Below are 21,791 nucleotides of genomic sequence, written 5' to 3'. Positions count from 1 at the left end.
CATGCCGATCGACGAGACCATCGCCCAGTACAGCGATCTCGCCTTCAAATCGGCGATCGTCGTGTACGCGCTGGTGCTGGTGCTGCTGATCGTGCAGTACGCGGCGGCGCGCACGCAGAAGGTCGTCGCGCGTGAACTGGTGACCGCGGGTGGTGGTTCCGATCGCCCGGCCGGGCCCGGCCGGGTCGAGCCGCCGCAGGCCAAACCGTTCGCCGAACGCGCTGGCAATATGGCGTTCTCGGTGCTGTTCGTCGCCATCGTCCTGCATGTGACCTCGATCGTGTTGCGCGGCTTCGCGACCCACCGCTTCCCGCTCGGCAACATGTATGAATTCGTCACCATGGCAACCGCTGCGGCCGCGGTGGTCGGCATGGTGTTCCTGCGCGAACAGCGCTACCGCTCGATGTGGGTCTTCCTGCTCGTCCCGATTCTGATCCTGCTGTTCCTTGCCGGCACCGTGCTCTACGCCGACGCGGCACCCGTCGTGCCCGCACTGAAGTCGTTCTGGCTGCCCATCCACGTCACCATCGTGAGTATCGGCAGCGGCGTCTTCCTCGTCTCCGGCATCGCCAGCCTGCTGTTCCTCTATCGCCTGCGCCAGCCGGAAGGCGCCGAATCCGACAACATCCTCGGCACCATCGCCCGCCGCCTTCCCGATGCCCGCACCCTCGACCGCCTCGCCTACAAGACCACCATCATCGGCTTCCCCCTCTTCGGCGCCGGCGTAATCCTCGGTGCCATTTGGGCCGAAGCCGCCTGGGGCCGCTTCTGGGGCTGGGACCCGAAGGAAACTTGCTCCTTCATAGCCTGGGTGTTGTACGCCGCCTACCTCCACGCCCGCGCCACATCCGGTTGGCGCGACACCAAAGCCGCGTACATCAACGTCGCCGGCTTCGTCGCGATGCTCTTCAACCTCTTCATCATCAATATCGTGATCAGCGGTTTGCACTCGTATGCGGGGCTGAACTAGTGCTTGAACTGCGGAAACGCCTTGGCAGCAGAGCCGCTGCTCGCCTACCTGATCGAGTTGAGGGAGCCCGTCGGCATCGCTGACAGCTGTTTGCTCACGACAGTCCCGAGACCGCCGTGTCATTGCTGCTCGCAGGAGCTGTCGATGATTCGCCTCAGCAGTTCGAGCTGCACATTTGCCGAATCGGCAAATCTATGGCTGGGCCCTGAGCGGTGCGCGACACGCCCCGCAGCCTGAACGAGCCGGGCCGGTATCCCACCTATGCTTGCCAAATATTAGCTACGTGGGTCTGTTCATGCGATTTGGCCGCCGCTGGTGTACATCCGATTCGGAACGGGATCAGATATGCGACCTCGATTAGTTGTTATTGCGACCGGTGTGGTCGCGGCCGTGCTGGCTGTGGTTGTGTGGCCCGGCGCCGAGCCGAGCCACGCCCAACCGCCCGGTGCGGATGTAGCTGGTGCCGGGGTTCATGTGACGACATCGGTGGAGAACGTCAAAGTGGACCCGCCGGGCGACCGGATGCCGAACTTCCTCATGACGTTCGCGCATGCCGCGCAGCTATCCGGTGACTACACGCTGAATGTGGAGGGCGATGGAATAACGTCCGGACAGGCCGTCGCAGGGTTTCTCCTCGGCTGCGCGCTCAATGTGGACAACGGGTTCACCATCGGAATCGATCCGAATCAAGGGCTGTTGGCCAGTATTTCCCCCGAATTCAGCCAGTCGAACATTGCCGCCACACTGCCGAATACGGCGCTGACGCCGGCGCCAACATCGACGCCTGCCACCAGCACTTCCCGGAGTCCGGTTACCACTTCCCCGAGTCCCGTTACCACGTCCCCGAGCGCCGCCGCTAGTCGCCCGAGTCCCGTTACCACGTCCCCGAGCGCCGCCGCTACTCGCCGGAGTCCCGTTACCACTTCCGCGAGCGCTGCCACCACTTCCCAGATTCCCGCTACCACTTCCCAGAGCGCCGCTACCACCTCCACTCCGAGCGTTGACCTCACAACCCCGAGCGTTGAGGCCACAACCCCGAGCGTTGAGGTCACAACCCCCAGCGTTGAGGCCACAACCCCGAGTGCCTCGGTCCCCAGCGCGAGCCTCGGACCGACCGTCGGCGGGACCCTGGGCTTGGCGCAGGTCCTGGAAGCCACCTTGGCGCCGGGGCAAATCACCACCGTCACGACAGTGACGACCAACCTGGACAACAACACGGTGTTTCCGTACCACTTCATTGTCAACAATGCCGCGTTGAACGTCGGCCAGTGTGCCTCACCGGTATCGGCGGTCCCGTTCATCACCGCCACGGTGAGTACCGCGGTGGAGACGGTGCAGACCTCCGCCTACGGCAGCCAGTTCACCTTTTGATCCGATTAGGAATCTGACCCGGAATCGCCACACAAGACGGCCTTGTCAGCGTTCCTCCCGTCCCCGAAACCCCCTCGAATTCAGCAGGCTCCTAGCCGGTACGCGGAGAGTGCGCAGCATCTCAGCCCGCACCCGACGCCGGAATCGTCCACATCGGCTAAAGGCTCTGGTAAATGGGTCTTCCTCGGTGCGCTACCTCTGGTGGCTCAGCTCGCGCGGCAGGGCGCGCTCAGGGCGGTAGGCAAATCGAGTGGGCGGGCAGCGATTTCGGGCACGTAGCTACCGGGCGAGCTATGGGTACAGCGCTGCGGTGGTGGGGTGCTTGGCCGACGGATGGGCCACAACAGCGGGCGGATGGCTGGTGGGCGATGCGTAGCCCTCAAATTCATGTGCGAAACCGAACAGGCCATGGGATTATTCGCGCTACGTCTGCGGCGGGCACAGGTTACACATCAACTGATTAGGCTGACTTATCGGGTCGAGGTCGGTGATATCGAGCTGAATCGAGTGTTCGACTTCAGCTATTCAAAGCGGTTGCATTGCGCGATATGCGTTACATAGTTTCGGCGCTGAATTTGCGTGAAAATCTTATACCGCGCAAGCATGGGATTGCAGAATTTGCACCTGGAGGCGTTCGGCTACTCGATAATCTGATGGTTGCTCATCGCGATTTCGCGCAATACGCGATGATGACAAATGAACTCCCTGGTATAGCAATTGATCTCAGCAATCACTGCTCTACCGGGAGTTCACTCGAATCTCGGCAGTCGCACAGTCAACACCGGAGTTGTCAGCTGCTCACTCAGATGCACCAGACGACACTACCGAGGGGGAAGCACCACGTAGCTGAACCGAATGATCCGTCGACCGGAGCGGTGGAGGACGACGGAGACGCCGCGGCAGTCGAATCGGCAGTGGCTGCGGGCGCCGCGAAGACGAGTAGGGGCGCGGCAATAATAGTTGCGGCTAGGGTTTTAACGATCTTGCTAGACATTTTGCTTCCTTACACGAGCTTTACTGGGTCCGCGTAGTAGGCCGCGCTGCCGAGCTACCGGACCGGGGCTGCGAGTGCGTTACGTGCCGAATCTACTTTGCGGCACGCGATTCGTTACTTGGTGAAGTACATGATGCATCCCGACAGGAACGCGCATTCAGGCTGGCCGACAGCTACAGCATCGACCGGGACGAACAAGACTTCATTTGGTACCGCGGAAGGCATCAACAACAGTTTACCGCTGGCTACCAGGTGATTCGGCCGGACCGAGCATATTTATAGAAGATTATCTTTCCTGTTTTAAGTGAGCGCCGTCGAATTGTGTCGATGCGGGCACGTCGGCGTGACATAACGGCGATCCTGGCGATGTAGACGATGGCGTCGCTCGTGGTGGTCGGGTTCCGTGGCAGAACTGGCCGCTCGGTACCCGTCGTGCTGTACGCACCCGTGCCAGGTGGGTGCTGTCACCCGGGTTCGCCGCTTGTCGGTGCTGCTCACCGAGGGTCGTTACGCCCCTGGCCACCGAACCGGGGGGCGTCGAAGGATGGAGGCGGTCGCCGTGCTGTTCGCCAATCAAACTTTGCTCAGCCTTCCGCCCGTGGGCGAACCGGTCCGCAAGCTCTCGCGGTGGGTCCTACCGTGCTGTCTGAGGACGCGCTGCGCGAGCCGCAGGACGACGGGCGGCACCGCGAGCGGTTCCCAATGGGGACGGGCTTGGCGCGCGCTGCTCGACAATCTCCGGCTCACGCTAGAGAGGTAACCTGCCGGACGCGCAAGTAATCGGGAATCCTTGAGGCGCAGGGGCTTCCGGTGTTGCCGAGCGCCCGGCTATCGCTACAAGCGGTGGACGCAGACTACGAATTGGCGTTGTTGATAGACGATTCCGCTGTCGCTGGAGGAGCAGATGTTCACGTTCGTGGTGTTTTGTTTGATGTCCATAACGCGGACGGCGTTGGGGACGCCTTTTGTGTTGCAGTCGAGGCGTTTGGGGTTGTCTTTGTTCGGGTCCATGCAGCCGCCGATTACCCAGTCGATGTCCAGGCAGAGCGCGGCGCGGTTGATGCCGCGCAGGGTGTCGTTGAGGGCGCGGTCGGCGTCGGTGGGGCAGCCGGCGTTTTCGGGCGCCTTGTCGATGACCTTGTAGTTGGAGGTCGCACTGCCGCAAGCGGACTTGCCGAGGGTGGGGTTGTCGCCGCTGCCGCCGATCTCGATGCAGTCACCGATATCGATCTTCAGGCCGCGCGCGATCTTGTCGAAGGTGCTGCGGATGGCGGAGGTGGTCGGTGGCGCCTCTGGGGTGGTCAGCGGCAGTTCGGGGAACGGTTCCGGCGAGGTGGTCGGCGCGACATCGTTCTGAGCCGCGGGCGAGGGGCTGCTGCTGGTCGACCTGTCGTTGCTCAGCGACATCGCCGCCACCGCGACTACGGCTGCGGCCAACGCGGTTACGGCTATGAAGACCGTCAAGGTGAGACCCGCACGGACACGTTGACGCGACACCTGTGACGTCCTCCAGGGCTGTTCGAACTCGCCGCCGAGATACGAAGTTGAAAGTTGCAATGGTGAGAGATCACGTCATGCCTACACCATCAGGTGCGTGCGCGTCGAGTTGCGTATTTTCGAGGATAAAAAGGATACTTGTGTGAAATGATCATAGGTCGGATGATGCGGTAACAATCGAATAACAATGGCCGTTTGGGGTTTCCAAATGTCGTGCGGGGCAACAAGCTACGTGGCGCTAGACGCGTCAACCGGCTACCGGGGCCGGTGCTTGTCAGAAGGAAACCTTGATGAAGTTCGGCACGTTCGCCGTCACCCTCGTGTCCATCGCCGCTGTGGGAATCGCGGCGGGAACCGCGAATGCGAAGCCAGCGGAAGTTGCCAAAGAGGTGTCGGCCTCCGGCGTCGAGCAGGGAATCGGCTACCACACAGTGGCTTCCGAAATCTCGGACGGGCACCGGGACCGCGTTCTCACCACCGAGGTGGACAGCGGCAAGTTCGAACTCGCCGACAACGGCACCAAGGTCTTGCTGAAGTCCGATTCCGGCGCTGTCGTGACGGAAGTCCCCTTGACCTACGAGCTCTCCGGCACGAAGGTCGCGGTCGATCAGACGATCTCCGATAACGGCCGAACCCTCGCTCTCACACCGAAATTGAGCGCCAAGAACATCGGCGAGATGCAGCCGGTCAATTCCATGGCCCGACTGACCGACGAAATCAACAAGAACATCGTCGGCGTGGTCCTCGGTGGCGTCCTCGGCCTCATCATCGGCGCCATCGTCGGCGTCTTCTTCTTCAGCATCATCACCGGTCCGATCGGCGCGGTAATCGGCGCGATCGCCGGCGGTTACATCATGGGCGGGCAGTCCTTCATGGACGCCCTGATGGCTGTCATCAACGGCGAGCCGTGATCGGTTGAAGCGCCGAACGGTACGCTGAGGATCATGACGGCGGCCTTCGATGACATGAATTTCCACGACCTCGTCGGCCTGTTGACCGAAGAGGAACAGGAGGATCTGCGGCCGGTTGTATTCCGCTTGGTTGCCAGCCATGGTCGGTCGGCCGCGGATCGAGAAGCGGCAGCTGTGCCTCGGCGGCGTCTCTCGTTTGCGGGGACCGTCGAGGCCGAGCCTGACTTCGCTTCCACATCCCAGGAAATGCTGTGGCGCGACCTCGGTGGTCGTGAGTGATCATTTGCGAAACTGGGCCATGCTGGCGGTCGCCAACAAGCACGATAGTGAGCATGACGCTTGTTTCGTGGTACTGAGCGAAGAGCCGGGCCCATTAATCGTCCCGGCGATCGTCGTCACCGAAGTCTGCTGCATGCTCGCCAAGCTCGGCGCGCAGTCCGAGGCGGCGTTCCTCCGCTCGTTGGCAGCTGAAGAGCTTCGGGTCGAGCCCACTTATGCCCGCTGACTATGCGCGCATGGCTGATCTGGTCGTCCAGTACGGCGACTTCCCTCTCGGCGCGGCTGACGCATCTGTTATTGCGGTCGCGGAACGCCTGGGGATCACAAGGATTTCGACACTCGATCACCGCCATTTTCGTCAAGTGGTTCCGAAGCATTGTGGTGCTTTCGACCTCGTGCCGGGCGAAGAGAAACTGAGCAGGCGTCGGCGCTAGCAATCCCATCATGTGCGCAGCAAAAATGACGCCCGGGTCAATATGGTTGCGCGGCTGAGGGAGTCGCGTTCGCCTGCCGGAAACACCTGGCGAACCAGGCACAGTCCATTCAGCGCTCGGCAGACCCGTCACCGTCACGATGCTGACGCGAAATGCGCCAGAGGAATTCGGGGTCGTCGTCAGGCCCCATGATTCGTTTGCGTTGCGGTGAATGCGTGGGCGGTCCGGCTGTCTTCTCGGGGCCGAACGCCTTCCAGCACAACACCGCGACTGCCACGACCGCGATGAGTGCCAACAGGTACGTCACGTCGCTCACCTCCTGCTAACGAGGGTAGTCGCGTGCGTAGCCTTCGCACACCGCAGACACGAAATTGGTGGGGCGCGGGCCCCTAGACAGGGAGATCGAACTCACAGCTACGGGCCCGCGGACCATGATCAGCGCGCGGTGGCCTCGGTGGTCAGCGACTTCAGCAGTTGGAGTACTTCGGATTCGCGGAACCGGCGGTGCCCACCCGGGGTGCGCAGCGAGCCCAGGCGCCCGGCGTGCGCCCAGCGGGTTACGGTCTTTGGATCGACGTGGAACATGGCGGCTACTTGGCCGGGTGTCAGCAGGGTGTCCTGGCCGCCGACGGTGATCGCAGTCATAGCAAACCTCTCCGTTCTCGACAGTTCCCTCATCAGATGGCGCCATCGTCGCACTGCAACCCCTAGGTACTCGAACCACCTACAGTTGGTAAAGGGGAAGTAATAGACAAAACGGATACGCGCCCTCTCCTCGGCAGCAGGTATCGCCGAGGCGGCCATAGCTTCGCATAGGCTGGACCGCGTGAGTGAGGCAACTCCACCGAAGGGTGAACCCGAACAGCAAACCGCTGGCATCGGCGCGCGGCTGGCCCGCAATCTGGCGCTGTACACGCTCGCCAGGCTCGGTCTGGTCGTCGTCATCACCGCCGTGATCGTCGGCGTCGCCCGGCTCGTCTCGGTGGAGATCCCAGTGGTGGTCGCCGCCCTGTTCGCCTTGATCATCGCGATGCCGCTGTCGCTGACGCTGTTCAAGAAGTTGCGCGCTCGGGTCAACGAGGACATCGCGGTCGTGGATGCGAAGCGCCGCCAGGACAAGGCGCAGTTGCGTGCCCGGCTGCGTGGTGAGGACAACTCGTCCGGAACGTCCTCGTGAAGTACTGCGATCGCAGTACGCCACGCGCCTGGGTCGACAATGCCGTGCGGCTCATCGAGGCCGATACACAGCGCAGCGCCGACACCCACCTGATCCGGTACCCGCTGCCCGCCTCCTGGGGCGTACAGCTGTACCTCAAGGACGAGTCGACCCACATCACCGGCAGCCTCAAGCACCGGCTGGCACGGTCGCTGTTCCTGTACGCGATCTGCAATGGCTGGGTCACCGAGGGCACGACGGTGGTCGAGGCGTCCTCGGGGTCGACCGCGGTCAGCGAGGCGTACTTCGCCAAATTGCTCGGCCTGGATTTCGTCGCGGTGATGCCGGCGAGCACCTCGCCGCGGAAGATCGAGTTGATCGAAGCCCACGGCGGCCGTTGTCATTTCGTGCAGCGACCACCGGATATGTACACCGAGGCGGCGCGGCTGGCCGCCGAATGCGGTGGGCACTTCATGGATCAGTTCACCCATGCCGAGCGCGCCACCGACTGGCGCGGCAATAACAACATCGCCGAATCCATCTTCCAGCAAATGGAATTGGAGGCGCATCCGGTGCCGGACTGGATCGTGGTCGGTGCGGGTACCGGCGGCACCAGCGCCACCATCGGCCGTTACATCCGGTATCACCACTTCCCGTCGAAACTGGCCGTGGTCGACCCGGAGAACTCCGCGTTCTATGGCGGCTACGAAACCGGCGACGCCGGATATCAGACCGGAATGCCTTCGCGCATAGAGGGAATCGGTCGTCCCCGGGTCGAGCCGTCGTTCATCGGTCAGGTGGTGGATCGGATGATCGAGGTCCCCGATGCCGCATCGATCGCCACCGCGCGGCTCGCGAGTCGGGTAATCGGCCGCCGCGTGGGCGGTTCCACCGGAACCAACCTTTGGGGTGCGTTCGCGCTCATCGCCGAAATGATCTCCGCCGGTCGCCCGGGCAGTGTGGTCACGCTGCTGTGCGACGGCGGGGATCGTTATGCCGGAACATATTTCGATGACGCGTGGGTCGAGGCGAAGGGTATGAACCTTACCGAGCCCGCCGCGATCCTGGAGAAGTTCGCCGCGACCGGAATCTGGTCCGGCTAGCGAGCGATATCGCAACCCCGGCCGCAGCGCCGGGGTTTTCTTCGGCGCATGTCGTCAATTTTTGTTGACAACCGAAGACTTCGTCAATCAAAATTGACGACGTGACTGAAGCAACCACACTGGCGGCCGCCGCGGGCAGTCCCGACCCCAAGGTCGGGCTGCGCGCCGTGCTCGCGCTGCGTCGGCTGCTCGAACGGCTGGAAGCGATCCAGGTGACCAATGCCCGCGAACAGGGCTGGTCCTGGCAGGCGATCGCGGAGGCGCTCGAGGTCAGCAAGCAGGCGGTCCACCAGAAATACAACCGGAGAGGCGGGAACCGCTGATGTTCGAACGGTTCAGCAGGTCGGCGCGGACGGTGATCGTCATCGCCCAGGAAGACGCGCGCGAGCTGCGCGCATCCAGGATCGAGGTCGAGCATGTACTGCTTGGCCTGTTGTCACAGGGCGAGCCGGAGTTGAAGACGCTGCTCGAGGAGGCGGGGCTCACCCACCGAGACGTGCTGGAGAGCCTCGGCCAACAGGCCGAAGGGCAGCCGCTCGGTGCGGAGGACGCCGAGGCGCTGCGCTCTATCGGCATCGATCTGGACGCGGTGCGCGAGAGCTTGGAGGCCACCTTCGGTGAGGATGCGCTGGAGCGGGCCGTGCCCGAGGAGCGGTCCAGATTCGGCCGCGGCCGCGATCGGAACTGGGGTCACATTCCGTTCACCAGGGATGCCAAGAAGGTATTGGAGCTGGGACTGCGCGAAGCCCTGGCCCGTAAGGACAGGTCCATCGAATCCGGGCATCTGCTGCTCGGCATTCTGCGCGCGCCCAATGCGACCACAACCCGCATCCTGGGCGGTCCGAAGGCGATCGACGCGCTCCGACCGAAGGTGCACGCGCTGCTCGACCGTGCCGCGTAAGAGGTTGGGCATGTGCGCGCCCCCCGATTCGTGGTTTGGGGCAGCACATGCCCGCCGGTCGGGCCTAGCATCAAGCCATGCAGCTTCTGATTCGCTTGATCATCAACGCCGTTGCCATCTGGCTGGCGGCAGCCTGGGTCGACAAGATCGAGATTTGGAGTCCCGAGGACAAGGGCAATGGCGGCAAAGTCATTGTCATCCTGGCCGTCGCCGTGGTCTTCACCGTGGTGAACGCCCTGGTCAAGCCGATCGTGAAACTTCTATCGTTGCCGCTGGTGATCGTCACCCTCGGCCTGTTTCTGCTGGTGATCAACGCGCTCATGTTGTGGCTCACCGCCAAGATCACCGAGACCACCGACTACGGCCTGCGTATCGACGGCTTCTGGGCGGCTGTGTGGGGCGGCATCATTGTCGCGGTGGTCAACTGGATCCTCGGCGTCCTGGTTCCGGACGGCGACGACTAGCAGCCGCCTGGCGCGCTCACCGCTCACTCGAAGGCGGAATGGGTCCGAGCGTGCACTCTTTGCGCGAACGAGGTGGAAATTGCCGAATTCGGCCGGAAAGTGCATGCTCGGCTCCGCCAGCGCTGACAGGGTGCCGCGCTTCGCGGTCCCTAACCCGCGATACCGAGCGCCAATGCGGTAACTGCCGACCACACCAACAGCGCCAACCCCGAATCGCGCAGCGCCGGAATCAATTCCAGCCCGCCCCTACCGGAGCGCACCGGTGCATTGGCGCGTACCGCCAGCGGCACGGCGACCAGTCCGACCAGTGCCCATGGCGTGCGGACGACCAACAGCAGCGTCGCGATGAACGGCACCGCGAGCAGCATCAAGTGCAGCGTGCGAGTCCGCGGGTCGCCGAGTTTGACCGCGAGGGTGACCTTCCCGGATTCGGTATCGGTCGGAATATCGCGCAGGTTATTGGCGACAAGCACCGCGCTGGAGAACGCCCCGACCCCGATCGCGAGCACCAGTCCTGCCCATTCGACCCGCTCGGCCTGTACGAATTCGGTACCGAGCACACCGATCAGACCGAAGAAGACGAAGACCGCCACCTCACCGAACCCGCTGTAGCCATACGGCTTGCTGCCGCCGGTGTAGAACCAGGCACCGGCCAGGCAGGCCGCACCGACCAGCAGCAACCACCACGCCGTGACAATGACCAGCACCAGTCCGAAGACCGCGCCGATGGCCAGGCTGATGATCGCGGCATTCTTGACCGCCGCGGGCGAGGCGAGCTGCTGTCCGACCAGCCGCAGCGGACCGACCCGAACGTCATCGGTGCCGCGGATACCGTCGGAGTAGTCGTTGGCGTAGTTGACCCCGATGATCAGGGCCAGCGAAACCAGCAGCGCGAGAACCGCTTTCCACCACACCGCGCCATCGATGGAGGCGGCGGCACCGGTTCCGGCAAGGACAGGGGCGATCGCGTTCGGCAGGGTACGGGGCCGTGCGCCCTCGATCCATTGCGCTGCAGTAGCCATATTCGCAGCCTAATGCGCGGCCGCGGTTCGGTCCGCTCGGGCGGTTCAGTTGGCTTCGGCGGCGCTCTTCAGTCGGTCGAGGCCCTTTTCGAAGTCTTTGCCGATCATATTGTCGATTGGGAATACCTTCCCGATCACGCCCATCAGGCCCTTGTGCTGCCCGGTCATCCGCCACACCACCTCGGTGCCGCCCTCGACCGGGTTCAGCTCGAAGATCGTTTTATTAGTGGCCTTGAAGGGCTTCTCGAAGGCCAGACGGATACCGATTTCCCGGTCGTCACTGGAGGTGATCTCCATGCTCCCGCGACCGGCCCTACGGTTGCCGTCCCAGGCGTATCGGGCTCCGACTCCAGCGTCCGGGCCGGAGTACTTCCGCTGCAGTCGCGGATCGAGGTCCTCCCACGGCGACCACTTGGTCCACTCGTGGAAGTTATCGATCAGCCCGTGAATGCGCGCGGGATCGGCCGTGATCACGGTCTGCCGAACGATTTCGAACTCAGCCATGCGCACAGCGTAGGCGACTTACCGGTCCGAACAGGGGCGAAAAACCATGTCATCCCAGCAGGCAGCATTCGATTGCGGCGCTCCCGGGTCCCTCCGTGGTCACGCGGCGCTGCCGCCTGTGGGCCCGTCGCTCGCGCCGCGGCTCGCATACGATAACGACGGAATGTTTCCCGATCAGAGCGGCCCGAACGGCCGAAGTCAAACCTTGACGACGCCCGCAGGCGCATCGGTCGTAGTGGCCCTGCTGGGCGAAATCGCGCTACGCCGAGACGGGACGCTCGCAGCGCTACCCGGGGCACGGTCGCGGCTGCTGCTCGCCGCGCTTGCCCTGCGTCCCGGCCGCAGCCGCAGTGCTCAGGCGCTGATCGATGAGGTGTGGGGTGAGCAGCCGCCGCGCGCGCCGATGAACGCGCTGCACACCCAGGTGTCGCGGCTGCGCGCGGCGCTACCGGATGCGGCGCTGGAGATCGGCCCGGCGGGCTACCGCCTCACACTGACCGGCGATCAGGTCGATTTGACCTTCGCGGATGGTCTGTTGCGGGCGGCCCGCGCCAAACAGGCCGATGGTGACCACACTGGATGTCTCGAGGTGCTGACCCAGGCCAGATCGCTTTGGCGTGGCGAGCCCGGTGCCGACCTCCCCGCTGGCGACCTCGCCGAGGAACTGCGCACCGCGGCCGCGCACCGCTGGTCCGAACTGGAGGCGATCGAGGTCGCCGCCCGAGTCGCCAGCGGCGATCTCGACACGGCGGTGGCGATCGCGCGCCGCACCGCGGCCGCCAATCCGCTCGATGAGGCCGCGCACGCCACCCTGATGCGATTGCTCGCCGCGGCCGGTCGGCCGAACGAGGCCCTCGATGTCTTCGCATCGATCCGCGGGCGACTTGTCGAAGAACTCGGCGCGGATCCAGGTCCGGCGCTGGTGGAGCTGAATACCGCGATCCTGCGCGGTGATCCGGTGCCCGGATTCGCGTCGCGGATCGATCATGCTGGGCTGGTTCCGCATCCGATACGTCCGACGCGCGGTGCCACTCAGACCACTCCAGGTGCTCCGGCCGTCCACGATTCGACCGTGCGCGATCCGGCTGGGCTGGCCTCTACTGATCGCAATTCCAGTGAGCGGGTGTCGGATTCGACACCCGCCGCATCGCCGAGTGCCCACTCCACGATCGGCCTGCGCGCAGCTCCCAATGCCCTGCTCGGCCGCGCCGCCGATCTGGACGCACTCGAGCAACTGCTGCGCCGCTCCCGGGTGACCACCGTCCTCGGTCCCGGGGGCACCGGAAAGACCAGGGTGGCCAACGAATTGGGCGCACGGGTCGCGCGCAGCGAATCCGTGGTGCTGGTGGAGCTGGCGTCGGTGCGGGCAGATACGGCCGCCGATGCCGATCCGCGCACCGATATCGAGGCCGCGATCAGCACCACGCTCGGCCTCGGCGAGATCGTCCGGGAGACGGCGTGGCGGCGCTCGACCGGCTACAGCGATGCCGGTCGCCGACTGCGCGATGCGCTCGCCGCCCGCCCGACACTCTTGATCCTGGACAATTGTGAGCATCTGATCGACGCGGTCGCCGAGGTGGTCGCCGATCTGGTCGGCAGCTGCGACCAGCTGAGCGTGCTCACCACCAGCCGTGCGCCGCTGGCGATCACCGCGGAAACGGTCTATCCGCTGGCGCCGTTGGCAATCGATGCGGCCGGATCGCCCGCCACCGAGTTGTTCATGGCCAGAGCGCGTGCGGTGCGCCCGACAGTGCGTCTGGATCCCGAGGTGGTGGCCCGGCTGTGCACCACACTCGACGGGCTGCCGCTGGCCATCGAACTCGCGGCCGCCCGCGTGCGGACCATGAGTGTCGAGGAAATCGAAACCCGTCTGGAACACCGATTCGCCCTGCTGCGCAGCGGCGATCGCTCCTCACCTGAACGACATCGCACCTTGCACGCGGTGATCGCATGGAGCTGGAATCTGCTCGAAGAGCCGCAACAGATCGCGTTGCGCAGGCTGTGCCGCTTTCCGGCCGGGTTCGCCCTCGATGCCGCCGAAGTGGTAGCGGGCGGCCCGGATGTCGATGACGTGCCAACGGCCGTGGACGGACTGGTCAGCCAATCGCTGCTCACCGTCCTGGACGACGACGAGGGCCTGATCGGAACCCGCTACCGGATGCTGGAAACGGTCCGCGAATTCGGTGAGGAACAGCTCGCGCTGACCGGATCCGATGCCGCGGCGGGCATTTCGGGTGCGGTCGACGAGCGTCCCGTGGTGATGGATCGCATGTCGCGCTGGGCCCGTGATTATTCGATCGCCGCGGTGCACCGATATGTGTCCGACGAGCAGGTGGCCACCGTGCTCTCGGTCGCTGCGGAACTCGACAACCTGGTGACGGTGCTGCGATACGCGTTGGAGCGCAGGGACGCCCGCACGGTATACCGGGTCTTCCCGATTGTCGGCACGCTATGGGTGATGCGTGGCGCGCATATGGAGCTGGGCGGTTGGGCGCGCCGGATTCTGCCCCTGGCACCCGAACCCGGTCCGGTGCGCGGTTCGGTCGCCGATCTGCAGATGCTCGCGCACCTGCAGATCGGAATGCACATGGTGTTCCTGAACGCTGGTCTGCGGGAGGTGGCGACCACGCGGGCGCGCATTCGTCGATTGCTCAGCACCGCAATTGATCTCAATAGTGGAGCGCGCTTTCTCGGCGTCATGGCCTGCGGGAATCCCTCGGGTTCGGACGCGCCGAGGTTGTTCGCCGATGGTGCCCGGTCACCAGACCCGTTGGTGCGCGCCGCAGCGGTATTCATGCGTGCGAATATCCGGGAGAACGCCGGTGATGTCTACGGCTCCACTCTGGACGCGAAGGCCGCCCTGCAGCTGATCGAGGGCACCGATGTCTGGGGCACGGCGATGGTCACCCAACACCTCGGACAGCTCGCCGGACAGACCGCGCACTATGCCGATGCGGTGGAGTACTACCGCCGGGCGGCGGAACTGTTGCGGGAGTTGCGTGCTCATGAAGAAGCCGTCGAGATGCGCAGCTATCTCGCGGTATCGCTGATCGGCACGGGTCGGCTCGCGCAAGCGCGGCGGGAGCTGGGCTTCGCGCTCGGTGCTGCTGATGGTGATCCGGCACACGGCACCGCAGTAGACGATCCGCACATCCGACGCAACCATCGTCTGGCACCGGTTGTCATCGGAATGGCGGAACTGGATCTGGCCGAGGGCCATATCGACGCCGGGCTGCGCCATTACCGTCGGGCACTGGACCTGTACGGCTGGCCCGATGACGAACCAATGCCCGGCCCGGGCATTCTGATGACCGCGAGTGCGGCGATGGACGCGTATGTGCTGCATGGGCGGGCGGCGGAGGCCGACGATATCGCGCGCACACTGCTGCGGCTCGCGTCGGGCCGACTCGGGCAGTTCTATGACCTGCCGCAGATCGGCGCCGTCGGCAATGCCGTCGGGACATTCTATCTCGCGATTGGCCGCCATTCGGAGATCGGCTTGGAGCTGGTCTCACTGGCCACGAAAGTGGTGGCGCGCCAGGACAATCCGTCGGCCGAATTGCGACGTCACGCCGCACTGCACCGAACCACGGTGGGGGACGAACGCTTCGATTGCGCCTTGGCCCGTGTCGCGGGGATACGTCGGCGACAAGCGGCGGCGCAAATCCTCGAACTTCTGCAGGAACTGTCCTGCGACGACGAAAGTCGCGGTGGGTGACTCACCCACCGCGACTTTCGGGTAGCGGTCAGACCTGAGTGGTCAAGCCCGGCGCATGTAAGCCCGGACCGCGAGCGGCGCGAAGATCACGATCACGACCACCGAGCCGACCAGTGACCAGACCAGATCGCTGCTGTAGACGTTGCCGTTCATCAACTCTCGGGCGGCATTGACCATGTAGTAGATCGGGTTCGCGTGGTTGATCCCCTGCAGCCAACCCGGCATCGTGCTGACCTGCGCGAACGCGCCGGACATAAAGGTCAGCGGGAACATGATCATCATCGAGATGCCCTGCACGCCAGCGGCGCTCTTACCCGTGACGCCCACCAGCGCCCAGATCCAGCTCACTGCGAACGAGCAGAAAATCACCACCAGACCGGCGACCACGACCCCGACGAAACCGCCGCCGGGACGGTAGCCGAGGCACAGACCGACGACCACGGTGAGCACGGTCGCGAGACTGTAGCGCACCATATCGGCGATCAATGCGCCCGCCAGCGCCGAAACGCGGGAAATGGGCAGGGATTTGAATCGGTCGAAGACGCCCTTGTCCATATCCTCACGCAGCTGTGTACCGGTGACGACGGAGGTGAGGACCACGGTCTGCACGAGGATGCCCGGAATCAGGATCGGCAGGTAGTCGTGCACGTTGTGCGAAATCGCGCCGCCGAAGATATAGGCGAACAGTGCGGTGAACAGGATCGGCTGAATCGTCACATCGAACAGCTGTTCCGGATTGTGCTTGATCTTCAGAATGCCGCGGTAGGCCATCGTGAACGAGGTCTCGACGGTCTGGCGAAGGCTGACCTTGTTGCTGGCCTCCGGGATTGCGGTCGGCGCGGCGTGGCGCGCCTGGGTTGGTGCGGTAATAGTGGTCATGCCGCGCTCCGTTCGGAATCGTCGTCGTCGGCCGGGTGGCCGGTGATGGTAAGGAAGACCTCGTCGAGGCTGGGCTTGGTGACGGTGATCTCGTCGATCGCGATCTCCCACTCGCGCAGGCGGATCAGCAAATCGGCGGTCATGCCCGCGTCCTGCAGCGGTGCGGTGAGCCGTCCGGCCTCCGGGGTGATCTGGGCCTCGGCGCCGAGGAAGTCGCCGACAATGCGGCGGGCCTCGTCGAGTTGGGCGCGATCGACCAGGGTCAGGTGCAGTGCGGAGCCGCCCACCGAGGACTTGAGTTCGTCGGCGGTACCGTCGGCGATCACCTTGCCGTGGTCGATAACGGCGATCCGGTCGGCGAGCTGATCGGCCTCATCCAGGTATTGCGTCGTGAGCAGCACCGTCGCGCCCTCGCGGACCAAGCGGCGGATGGTTTCCCACATCTGGGCGCGGGTGCGCGGATCGAGTCCGGTCGTCGGCTCGTCCAGGAACAGCAGCGGCGGTGTCGCGATCAGGCTGGCGGCCAGGTCGAGACGGCGTCGCATACCGCCGGAGAAGTTCTTCAGCGGCTTGCTCGCCGCCTCGGTGAGGTCGAACTCCTCCAGCAGTTCGACCGACTTGCGCCGGGCATCGATGCGGCTGAGGCCGAGCAGACGGGAGAAGATGATCAGATTTTCGGTGGCGGTGAGGTCCTCGTCGACCGAGGCGTACTGCCCGGTGACGCCGACCAGGGATCGGACCGCCGTCGGTTCCGCGACGACGTCACGGCCGAAGATGCGGGCGCTGCCGCCGTCGGGGCGCAGCAGGGTGGCCAGCATGCGGATGGTTGTGGTCTTGCCTGCGCCGTTCGGGCCGAGCACGCCGTAAACCGAGCCCTGCGGAACCGCCAGGCTCACACCGTCGACGGCGCGCTGTTCCCCGAACACCTTGACCAGGCGGTCCGCCTCGACGGCGAGCGCTGAAGTGGGTGCGAAAGAAGTCATGCCCAAGACTTTGCGGCCCGCGTCTTGCACGGTCCTTGCATCGCGGTGTCACCGCACTCTTGCACCCGCTTGCATGCTCGGCCGTATGTGGGCCGTGCGCGTCGTGCGCCCCCGAGTCGGTTGGGTGTGGTTCCGCGGTCGTCTGCTTTATACGGTGCCCGGCTCGAACCGTTGATATCGATCGTCGACAGCAGCGGTCCCCACGGATTCGGCCGCGGGACCCGGCCTCAGTGCGCCGATTCCGCGAGGAGATGCTCACGGAGCGTGGCTCGGTCCGGCTTGCCCGGTCCGCGCAGCGGGAGCTCGTCGAGGATTGCCAGCTCGCGCGGTGCGGCGATGGAATCTAGTTCGCGCACGACGTGATCGCGCAGTTCATCGAGGGTCGGGGTGGCGCCGGGGGCGGGAACCACCGCGACCGCGACCCGCTGGCCGAGCCGATCGTCGGGCAGGCCGAGCACCACGCATTCGCTGATGCCGGGATGGGTGATCAGCACGGCCTCGACGACCTGCGGGATGACGAGCAGTCCGCCGGTCATGATCGCCTCGTCGAGACGTCCGGTGATGCTGAGGACGCCGTTGTCGTAGGTGCCCGCGTCTTCGGTGCGGAACCAGCCGGGTTCGGCGAATGCCGGATGGTCGGGCTGACCGCGGTAGCCTTCGGCGATCATCGCGCCGCCGAGCACCACGCGACCGTCCTCGATGCGAATCTCGGTGCCGTCGAGCGGAACTCCGTCGTATACACAGCCGCCGCAGGTTTCGCTCATGCCGTAGGTGCGAACCACGTTGATACCCGCGGCTTTCGCGCGCTCGTAGATCGGCGCGGGAGTGGCCGCACCCCCGACGAGCACCCCGTCCAGCTGGGCGAGGGCCGCAGCGGCGGTGGGCGCCTCCAGCGCCTTGATCAGCTGGGTCGGTACCAGCGCGGTATAGCGGCGTTCACCGCGCATACCGGAAATCGCACCGGCCAGCGCCTCGGGTAGGAAGCCGCCGGAAACATCGAGCACGCTGGGTTCGGTACCGGCCAGAATGCTGCGCAGCAATACCTGGATGCCCGCGATGTGATGGGTCGGCAGGGCGAGCAGCCAGGTGCCGGGACCACCGAGTCGATCGTGTGTCGCGGTCCCGCTGGCCCGCAGCGCGGCCGAACTGAGCATCGCGCCCTTCGGCACTCCGGTGGTGCCGGAGGTGGTCACCACGAGCGCTACCTCGTCATCGATCGGCTCGCCGGGCGACAGTGCGTCGCTCAGTCGCCGGGCCTCCCGACGGTCGCTGGTCGGTATCGGCAACCACGCGGGGCCGTTGCCCTCCAACACTTCTCGCAGATGCGGCATGACATCGCCGAGCCCCGATCCGGTCGGCATCGGCAGCGTCCGCAGAGTGCGGCTCATGCTCGCGCCTCGCTAGCGCTCGGCACGGTCATGCCCGAAGGCGCTGCGCTGTTGATTCGCTCGCTGGGCTCGCTCATGGATTTCGCCCCCATCATGTGCGACCGCACCTTGCTGGTGCTCGGCGCCGTCGTGCGCAGGCGCGCTGTGTTCATGGTTCGCTCGCTGCGCTCCCTCACGAGTCTGATCGTGTCATGTCAGCGTGACCGCATGCGGCAGGGGTCGGTTTGCTGGGGCGGCGCGCTGGGGGTTCGGCCGCGTCAAGAGAAGAGAAGTCAGGTACGCCGGACATCGAGACTGCGATTCACTCGGAGGACGGTACTCGGCGGTGGTTGCCCGGACGTCGGCGGTCGGGCGGCCATCCGTGGTTATCGTCCTCGCCGGCGTCGGCATTGGCAACTCGAGCCGGCGCGCCCGCACCGCCGCTGTCGCCCTGATCAGTCTGGTGACCAGCGCGAATCCCGTCGGATCGGATGCGCGGGGGGAACTTCGACCAAAACGACCGGCACACCGTCCGGATCGCGCACCCACATCTCGATCAGTCCCCACGGCTCGCGCACCGGTTCGCGTTCGATCCGAATCCCCTTCAGCGCGCACTCTGCCGCCGCGTCCGAAATGTCGCGAACCTGCAGCCAGAGCGCGCCTTCGAAGGTGGTCGATTTGCCCGATCCGCCGTGCGCGGCCACCTCGATCAGCGACTGTCCAGCGAAGAAAACCGTGCCGCCCGGATACTCGCGTGCGATCGCCAGTCCGAGTCCGTCGCGGTAGAACGTGAGGGTTGCCTGGTAGTCGGCGGGCCGCAAGATGACCCGGCTGCTGAGGATGTCCATCAGAAGTACCAGGGGTAGGGGGTCCAGTCCGGCTTGCGCTTTTCCAGGAAGGCGTCGCGGCCCTCGACCGCCTCATCGGTCATATAGGCCATCCGGGTGGCCTCGCCCGCGAACAGCTGTTGGCCGACCAGACCGTCGTCGAGCAGATTGAACGCGTACTTCAACATGCGCTGGGCCTGCGGGGATTTGCCGTTGATATCGGCGGTCCACTCCAACGCGACGTTTTCCAGTTCGGCGTGATCGACGACCTTGTTCACCGCGCCCATCTGATGCATTTCCTCCGCGGTGTAGGGACGGCCGAGGAAGAAGATTTCGCGCGCGAATTTCTGGCCCACCATTTTCGCCAGATACGCGCTGCCGTAACCGCCGTCGAAGCTGCCGACATCGGCGTCGGTCTGCTTGAACCTGGCGTGCTCGCGGCTGGCCAGGGTCAGATCGCAGACCACATGCAGGCTGTGCCCGCCGCCCGCGGCCCAGCCGTTGACCAGCGCGATGACCACCTTCGGCATGAACCGGATCAGCCGCTGTACCTCGAGGATGTGCAGGCGGCCCGCGCGCGCCTGGTCGACGGTGTCCGCGGTCTCGCCATCGGCGTACTGGTAGCCGCTGCGACCGCGAATACGCTGGTCGCCGCCGGAGCAGAAGGCCCAGCCGCCGTCCTTGGGGCTGGGGCCGTTGCCGGTGATCAGCACGGCGCCGACGTCCGGGGTCATCCTGGCGTGGTCGAGCGCGCGGTAGAGCTCATCGACCGTATGGGGGCGGAACGCATTGCGCACCTCCGGCCGATCGAAGGCCACCCGGACGGTGCCCTGTTCGATATGCCGGTGATAGGTGATGTCGGTCAGGTTCTCGAATCCCGGAACGGGCCGCCACAGCTTCGGATTGAACGTCACCCCTGTGATTATTGCCCCCACACGTGTTTCGGATGCCAGCGACTTCCATGCGCACTTCTATGGTGTCGATTCCATTACCCGGCGGTACGACTTGACGGTGTAAAACAACGCGATACCGTGCAAGTGTGAGTAGAGCATCGCGAAGCGAGTCGACGGGCGGCGGCGGTCGGGCGACGGGAGGGCTTGCGGATGGGCGGTCGGGTCCGCGCATCGACAACAGCGCGGTGGACGACACCCGGTACGAAATGCACGGCGGCTTCCCCAAGGTCTCCCGCGCGCGAGTCGGCGCCAACTTCGGGCCGTTCGTCGAGGCCCTGCGCACGCTGCAGGATCTGGCCGTCTCCGTGGACGCCCCCGACGAGATCTACGGCGCGGCGCTCGACCGCACCCGCGAACTCATCGATCTGCTCGAGCCGTATCGCGCACCCGAACTCCAGGGACCGGCGGGCCGCGCGGTCGAATTGCCCGGGCGCGGCAGCCTTTTGCTGCTGCCGTGGCAGGTGGTCGAGGCCGGACCCGACGGCATCGTGATGACCGGTGAATTCCGCCGCTTCCATCTCGGCGGCAACGGCGCGGCACACGGCGGCGTGCTCCCGCTGCTGTTCGACGATCTGCTCGGCATGATCGTGCACTACGCCGGGCGACCGATCAGCCGCACCGCCTATTTGCATGTGAACTACCGGAAGATCACTCCGTTGCAGACGCCGCTGACCGTGCGGGGACGTGTCGATCGCATCGAAGGGCGCAAAACGTACATCACCGCCGAACTGGTCGATGAGCAGGGCAATGTCCTCGCGGATTGTGAAGGACTGATGGTCCAGTTACTGCCGTGGCAGCCGTAGCCGGATGAGTGCCGTGTGACTCCGCGCACCAGTGCGTATAGTGACGTGCGCTCGTTCATCGACATCTATTCCGGAGGAACCTGAAAGTGGTTGCAGCACTGTCTGAATCCCTGCTCGACGACGCGAAGCGCGCGGCCTTCCTTGCCGATGCCAAGGAGGTTCTGGACGCCGAGGTGTCGGACAAGGGTGGTGCGTCGGGCCTGGCCGTCAAGGGTGGCTACGCGGCGGTCAAGAAAATCAGCCCGTCCATCGTGCCGGACGCGCTGGAGTCCTTGGCCCCCAAGCTCGTAGCGCAGCTGGAGCCGTTTTGGCAGGAATACACGGCGACCGGGTCCGGCAAGTTCGCCGACCTGCTGGTCGCCAAGTCCGATGAGGTCGCCGAGGCTTTGCTCTCCGTGACCGACGCACGTGCCCAGGCCTCGACGCGCCCGGCCCTGCAGAAGGTCTACTCGTCGATGCGTTCCTCGGCCAAGAAGAACGTCATCGAAGCCCTGCCCCGGCTGGGTGACCTCGTGCAGCGGCACGCCTGAGCTGTGACATTTGCAGCGCCTGCGGCGCTGCGTGTTCGCGGCCCCCTGGTGTCTCGCGTCCGAGCCGTCGAGACTCGCGCCTGCGGCGCATGCGCTTCGACGGCTCGGACGCGAGACGGGCCGCG

24 protein-coding genes are annotated in these 21,791 nt (G+C 65.0%); 14 read left to right on the top strand and 10 right to left on the bottom strand.

The features are described 5' to 3' along the window. The first annotated feature begins 1 nt into the window (after window position 1). Both ccsB and ACQP2U_RS38025 read left to right on the top strand, forming a co-directional pair. Window positions 2–970: a c-type cytochrome biogenesis protein CcsB gene (gene ccsB, locus ACQP2U_RS38030; RefSeq protein WP_433711968.1), complete on the top strand. Its 969-nt coding sequence runs from the start codon at window positions 2–4 to the stop codon at window positions 968–970. Window positions 971–1,315: 345 nt separating this feature from the next. After that, the gene (locus tag ACQP2U_RS38025) at window positions 1,316–2,341 is read left to right on the top strand and encodes an MspA family porin (protein WP_433711967.1); all 1,026 of its coding nucleotides are present in this window, start codon (window positions 1,316–1,318) and stop codon (window positions 2,339–2,341) included. Between the two features lie 1,828 nt (window positions 2,342–4,169). Here ACQP2U_RS38025 and lppU read toward each other — a convergent pair. Beyond that, complete coding sequence (gene lppU, locus ACQP2U_RS38020) at window positions 4,170–4,832, bottom strand: LppU family putative lipoprotein (RefSeq protein WP_433711966.1); 663 nt, start codon at window positions 4,830–4,832, stop codon at window positions 4,170–4,172. Window positions 4,833–5,122: 290 nt separating this feature from the next. On the opposite strand from lppU, the gene ACQP2U_RS38015 reads away from it, so the two are divergent. From ACQP2U_RS38015 to ACQP2U_RS38000, 4 genes are read left to right on the top strand one after another with little or no spacing between them, the layout of a single operon-like run. After that, complete coding sequence (locus ACQP2U_RS38015) at window positions 5,123–5,743, top strand: hypothetical protein (RefSeq protein ID WP_433711965.1); 621 nt, start codon at window positions 5,123–5,125, stop codon at window positions 5,741–5,743. Window positions 5,744–5,776: 33 nt separating this feature from the next. Beyond that, complete coding sequence (locus ACQP2U_RS38010; RefSeq protein ID WP_433711964.1) at window positions 5,777–6,022, top strand: hypothetical protein; 246 nt, start codon at window positions 5,777–5,779, stop codon at window positions 6,020–6,022. Then, window positions 6,015–6,248: a hypothetical protein gene (locus ACQP2U_RS38005; RefSeq protein ID WP_433711963.1), complete on the top strand. Its 234-nt coding sequence runs from the start codon at window positions 6,015–6,017 to the stop codon at window positions 6,246–6,248. The genes ACQP2U_RS38010 and ACQP2U_RS38005 overlap by 8 nt, the downstream gene beginning before the upstream one ends. Next, a complete protein-coding gene (locus ACQP2U_RS38000) occupies window positions 6,238–6,456 on the top strand; it encodes a PIN domain-containing protein (protein ID WP_433711962.1) in 219 nt (72 codons plus the stop codon). Before ACQP2U_RS38005 ends, ACQP2U_RS38000 begins: the two co-directional genes overlap by 11 nt. Window positions 6,457–6,565: 109 nt before the next feature. Here the strand turns inward: ACQP2U_RS38000 and ACQP2U_RS37995 are convergent, their stop codons facing one another. Beyond that, window positions 6,566–6,763: a hypothetical protein gene (locus ACQP2U_RS37995; protein WP_433711961.1), complete on the bottom strand. Its 198-nt coding sequence runs from the start codon at window positions 6,761–6,763 to the stop codon at window positions 6,566–6,568. Between the two features lie 128 nt (window positions 6,764–6,891). After that, the gene (locus ACQP2U_RS37990) at window positions 6,892–7,101 is read right to left on the bottom strand and encodes a BldC family transcriptional regulator (RefSeq protein ID WP_062983746.1); all 210 of its coding nucleotides are present in this window, start codon (window positions 7,099–7,101) and stop codon (window positions 6,892–6,894) included. Between the two features lie 181 nt (window positions 7,102–7,282). Between ACQP2U_RS37990 and ACQP2U_RS37985 the strand changes: the two genes are divergently transcribed. From ACQP2U_RS37985 to ACQP2U_RS37965, 5 genes are all read left to right on the top strand, one after another. Continuing rightward, window positions 7,283–7,633 carry a DUF4229 domain-containing protein gene (locus ACQP2U_RS37985; protein WP_433711960.1) on the top strand — a complete coding sequence of 117 codons (351 nt, stop codon included), beginning with the start codon at window positions 7,283–7,285 and terminating at the stop codon, window positions 7,631–7,633. Next, on the top strand, window positions 7,630–8,715 hold the full coding sequence (locus ACQP2U_RS37980) for a PLP-dependent cysteine synthase family protein (RefSeq protein ID WP_433711959.1): 1,086 nt from the start codon (window positions 7,630–7,632) through the stop codon (window positions 8,713–8,715). The genes ACQP2U_RS37985 and ACQP2U_RS37980 overlap by 4 nt, the downstream gene beginning before the upstream one ends. A 101-nt stretch (window positions 8,716–8,816) precedes the next feature. Beyond that, window positions 8,817–9,038 carry a hypothetical protein gene (locus ACQP2U_RS37975; RefSeq protein ID WP_040696163.1) on the top strand — a complete coding sequence of 74 codons (222 nt, stop codon included), beginning with the start codon at window positions 8,817–8,819 and terminating at the stop codon, window positions 9,036–9,038. Then, window positions 9,038–9,616 carry a Clp protease N-terminal domain-containing protein gene (locus tag ACQP2U_RS37970; RefSeq protein ID WP_433711958.1) on the top strand — a complete coding sequence of 193 codons (579 nt, stop codon included), beginning with the start codon at window positions 9,038–9,040 and terminating at the stop codon, window positions 9,614–9,616. Before ACQP2U_RS37975 ends, ACQP2U_RS37970 begins: the two co-directional genes overlap by 1 nt. 77 nt (window positions 9,617–9,693) lie before the next feature. Continuing rightward, the gene (locus ACQP2U_RS37965) at window positions 9,694–10,080 is read left to right on the top strand and encodes a phage holin family protein (RefSeq protein WP_040696159.1); all 387 of its coding nucleotides are present in this window, start codon (window positions 9,694–9,696) and stop codon (window positions 10,078–10,080) included. A gap of 149 nt (window positions 10,081–10,229) precedes the next feature. On the opposite strand, the gene ACQP2U_RS37960 is transcribed toward ACQP2U_RS37965, so the two are convergent. Continuing rightward, on the bottom strand, window positions 10,230–11,102 hold the full coding sequence (locus ACQP2U_RS37960; protein ID WP_433711957.1) for a 1,4-dihydroxy-2-naphthoate polyprenyltransferase: 873 nt from the start codon (window positions 11,100–11,102) through the stop codon (window positions 10,230–10,232). Between the two features lie 45 nt (window positions 11,103–11,147). After that, window positions 11,148–11,606 (bottom strand): SRPBCC family protein, encoded by a 459-nt coding sequence (locus ACQP2U_RS37955; protein ID WP_433711956.1) that lies wholly within the window; start codon window positions 11,604–11,606, stop codon window positions 11,148–11,150. 205 nt (window positions 11,607–11,811) lie between these two features. Here ACQP2U_RS37955 and ACQP2U_RS37950 point away from each other — a divergent pair, with 205 nt between their 5' ends. Continuing rightward, window positions 11,812–15,324, top strand: coding sequence for an AfsR/SARP family transcriptional regulator (locus ACQP2U_RS37950; protein ID WP_433711955.1), 3,513 nt, complete (start codon window positions 11,812–11,814; stop codon window positions 15,322–15,324). 42 nt (window positions 15,325–15,366) lie between these two features. On the opposite strand, the gene ACQP2U_RS37945 is transcribed toward ACQP2U_RS37950, so the two are convergent. From ACQP2U_RS37945 to ACQP2U_RS37925, 5 genes are all read right to left on the bottom strand, one after another. After that, on the bottom strand, window positions 15,367–16,203 hold the full coding sequence (locus ACQP2U_RS37945) for an ABC transporter permease (protein WP_397033442.1): 837 nt from the start codon (window positions 16,201–16,203) through the stop codon (window positions 15,367–15,369). Further along, entirely contained in the window at window positions 16,200–17,186 is a 987-nt protein-coding gene (locus ACQP2U_RS37940) for an ATP-binding cassette domain-containing protein (RefSeq protein ID WP_433711954.1), read from the bottom strand. The genes ACQP2U_RS37945 and ACQP2U_RS37940 overlap by 4 nt, the downstream gene beginning before the upstream one ends. A 227-nt stretch (window positions 17,187–17,413) precedes the next feature. Continuing rightward, window positions 17,414–18,574, bottom strand: coding sequence for an o-succinylbenzoate--CoA ligase (gene menE, locus ACQP2U_RS37935; protein WP_433711953.1), 1,161 nt, complete (start codon window positions 18,572–18,574; stop codon window positions 17,414–17,416). A gap of 434 nt (window positions 18,575–19,008) precedes the next feature. After that, complete coding sequence (locus tag ACQP2U_RS37930) at window positions 19,009–19,401, bottom strand: VOC family protein (protein ID WP_433711952.1); 393 nt, start codon at window positions 19,399–19,401, stop codon at window positions 19,009–19,011. Then, on the bottom strand, window positions 19,401–20,294 hold the full coding sequence (locus tag ACQP2U_RS37925; protein WP_040696142.1) for a 1,4-dihydroxy-2-naphthoyl-CoA synthase: 894 nt from the start codon (window positions 20,292–20,294) through the stop codon (window positions 19,401–19,403). The genes ACQP2U_RS37930 and ACQP2U_RS37925 overlap by 1 nt, the downstream gene beginning before the upstream one ends. A gap of 245 nt (window positions 20,295–20,539) precedes the next feature. On the opposite strand from ACQP2U_RS37925, the gene ACQP2U_RS37920 reads away from it, so the two are divergent. Beyond that, on the top strand, window positions 20,540–21,136 hold the full coding sequence (locus ACQP2U_RS37920; RefSeq protein WP_433716719.1) for a PaaI family thioesterase: 597 nt from the start codon (window positions 20,540–20,542) through the stop codon (window positions 21,134–21,136). Window positions 21,137–21,222: 86 nt separating this feature from the next. Then, a complete protein-coding gene (locus ACQP2U_RS37915) occupies window positions 21,223–21,666 on the top strand; it encodes a DUF6918 family protein (protein WP_397033432.1) in 444 nt (147 codons plus the stop codon). Window positions 21,667–21,791 lie beyond the last annotated feature (125 nt).

It is taken from the genome of Nocardia sp. CA-084685, from assembly GCF_050955785.1.
Classification (GTDB): Bacteria; Actinomycetota; Actinomycetes; order Mycobacteriales; family Mycobacteriaceae; genus Nocardia.
The sequence above is the reverse complement of the archived record's forward strand: the minus strand, read 5'-3'. Positions and strand labels throughout refer to the sequence as shown.

What these genes read in the sequence shown, in the direction of transcription:
- ACQP2U_RS37955 (WP_433711956.1), bottom strand. Translation starts at nt 11,606, where the DNA reads ATGGCTGAGTTCGAAATCGTTCGGCAGACCGTGATCACGGCCGATCCC.
- ACQP2U_RS38025 (WP_433711967.1), top strand. Translation starts at nt 1,316, where the DNA reads ATGCGACCTCGATTAGTTGTTATTGCGACCGGTGTGGTCGCGGCCGTG.
- ACQP2U_RS38000 (WP_433711962.1), top strand. Translation starts at nt 6,238, where the DNA reads ATGCCCGCTGACTATGCGCGCATGGCTGATCTGGTCGTCCAGTACGGC.
- ACQP2U_RS37970 (WP_433711958.1), top strand. Translation starts at nt 9,038, where the DNA reads ATGTTCGAACGGTTCAGCAGGTCGGCGCGGACGGTGATCGTCATCGCC.
- ACQP2U_RS37940 (WP_433711954.1), bottom strand. Translation starts at nt 17,186, where the DNA reads ATGACTTCTTTCGCACCCACTTCAGCGCTCGCCGTCGAGGCGGACCGC.
- ACQP2U_RS37965 (WP_040696159.1), top strand. Translation starts at nt 9,694, where the DNA reads ATGCAGCTTCTGATTCGCTTGATCATCAACGCCGTTGCCATCTGGCTG.
- ACQP2U_RS37920 (WP_433716719.1), top strand. Translation starts at nt 20,540, where the DNA reads ATGCACGGCGGCTTCCCCAAGGTCTCCCGCGCGCGAGTCGGCGCCAAC.
- ACQP2U_RS37930 (WP_433711952.1), bottom strand. Translation starts at nt 19,401, where the DNA reads ATGGACATCCTCAGCAGCCGGGTCATCTTGCGGCCCGCCGACTACCAG.
- ccsB (WP_433711968.1), top strand. Translation starts at nt 2, where the DNA reads ATGCCGATCGACGAGACCATCGCCCAGTACAGCGATCTCGCCTTCAAA.
- ACQP2U_RS38010 (WP_433711964.1), top strand. Translation starts at nt 5,777, where the DNA reads ATGACGGCGGCCTTCGATGACATGAATTTCCACGACCTCGTCGGCCTG.
- ACQP2U_RS37990 (WP_062983746.1), bottom strand. Translation starts at nt 7,101, where the DNA reads ATGACTGCGATCACCGTCGGCGGCCAGGACACCCTGCTGACACCCGGC.
- ACQP2U_RS37945 (WP_397033442.1), bottom strand. Translation starts at nt 16,203, where the DNA reads ATGACCACTATTACCGCACCAACCCAGGCGCGCCACGCCGCGCCGACC.
- ACQP2U_RS38015 (WP_433711965.1), top strand. Translation starts at nt 5,123, where the DNA reads ATGAAGTTCGGCACGTTCGCCGTCACCCTCGTGTCCATCGCCGCTGTG.
- ACQP2U_RS37960 (WP_433711957.1), bottom strand. Translation starts at nt 11,102, where the DNA reads ATGGCTACTGCAGCGCAATGGATCGAGGGCGCACGGCCCCGTACCCTG.
- menE (WP_433711953.1), bottom strand. Translation starts at nt 18,574, where the DNA reads ATGAGCCGCACTCTGCGGACGCTGCCGATGCCGACCGGATCGGGGCTC.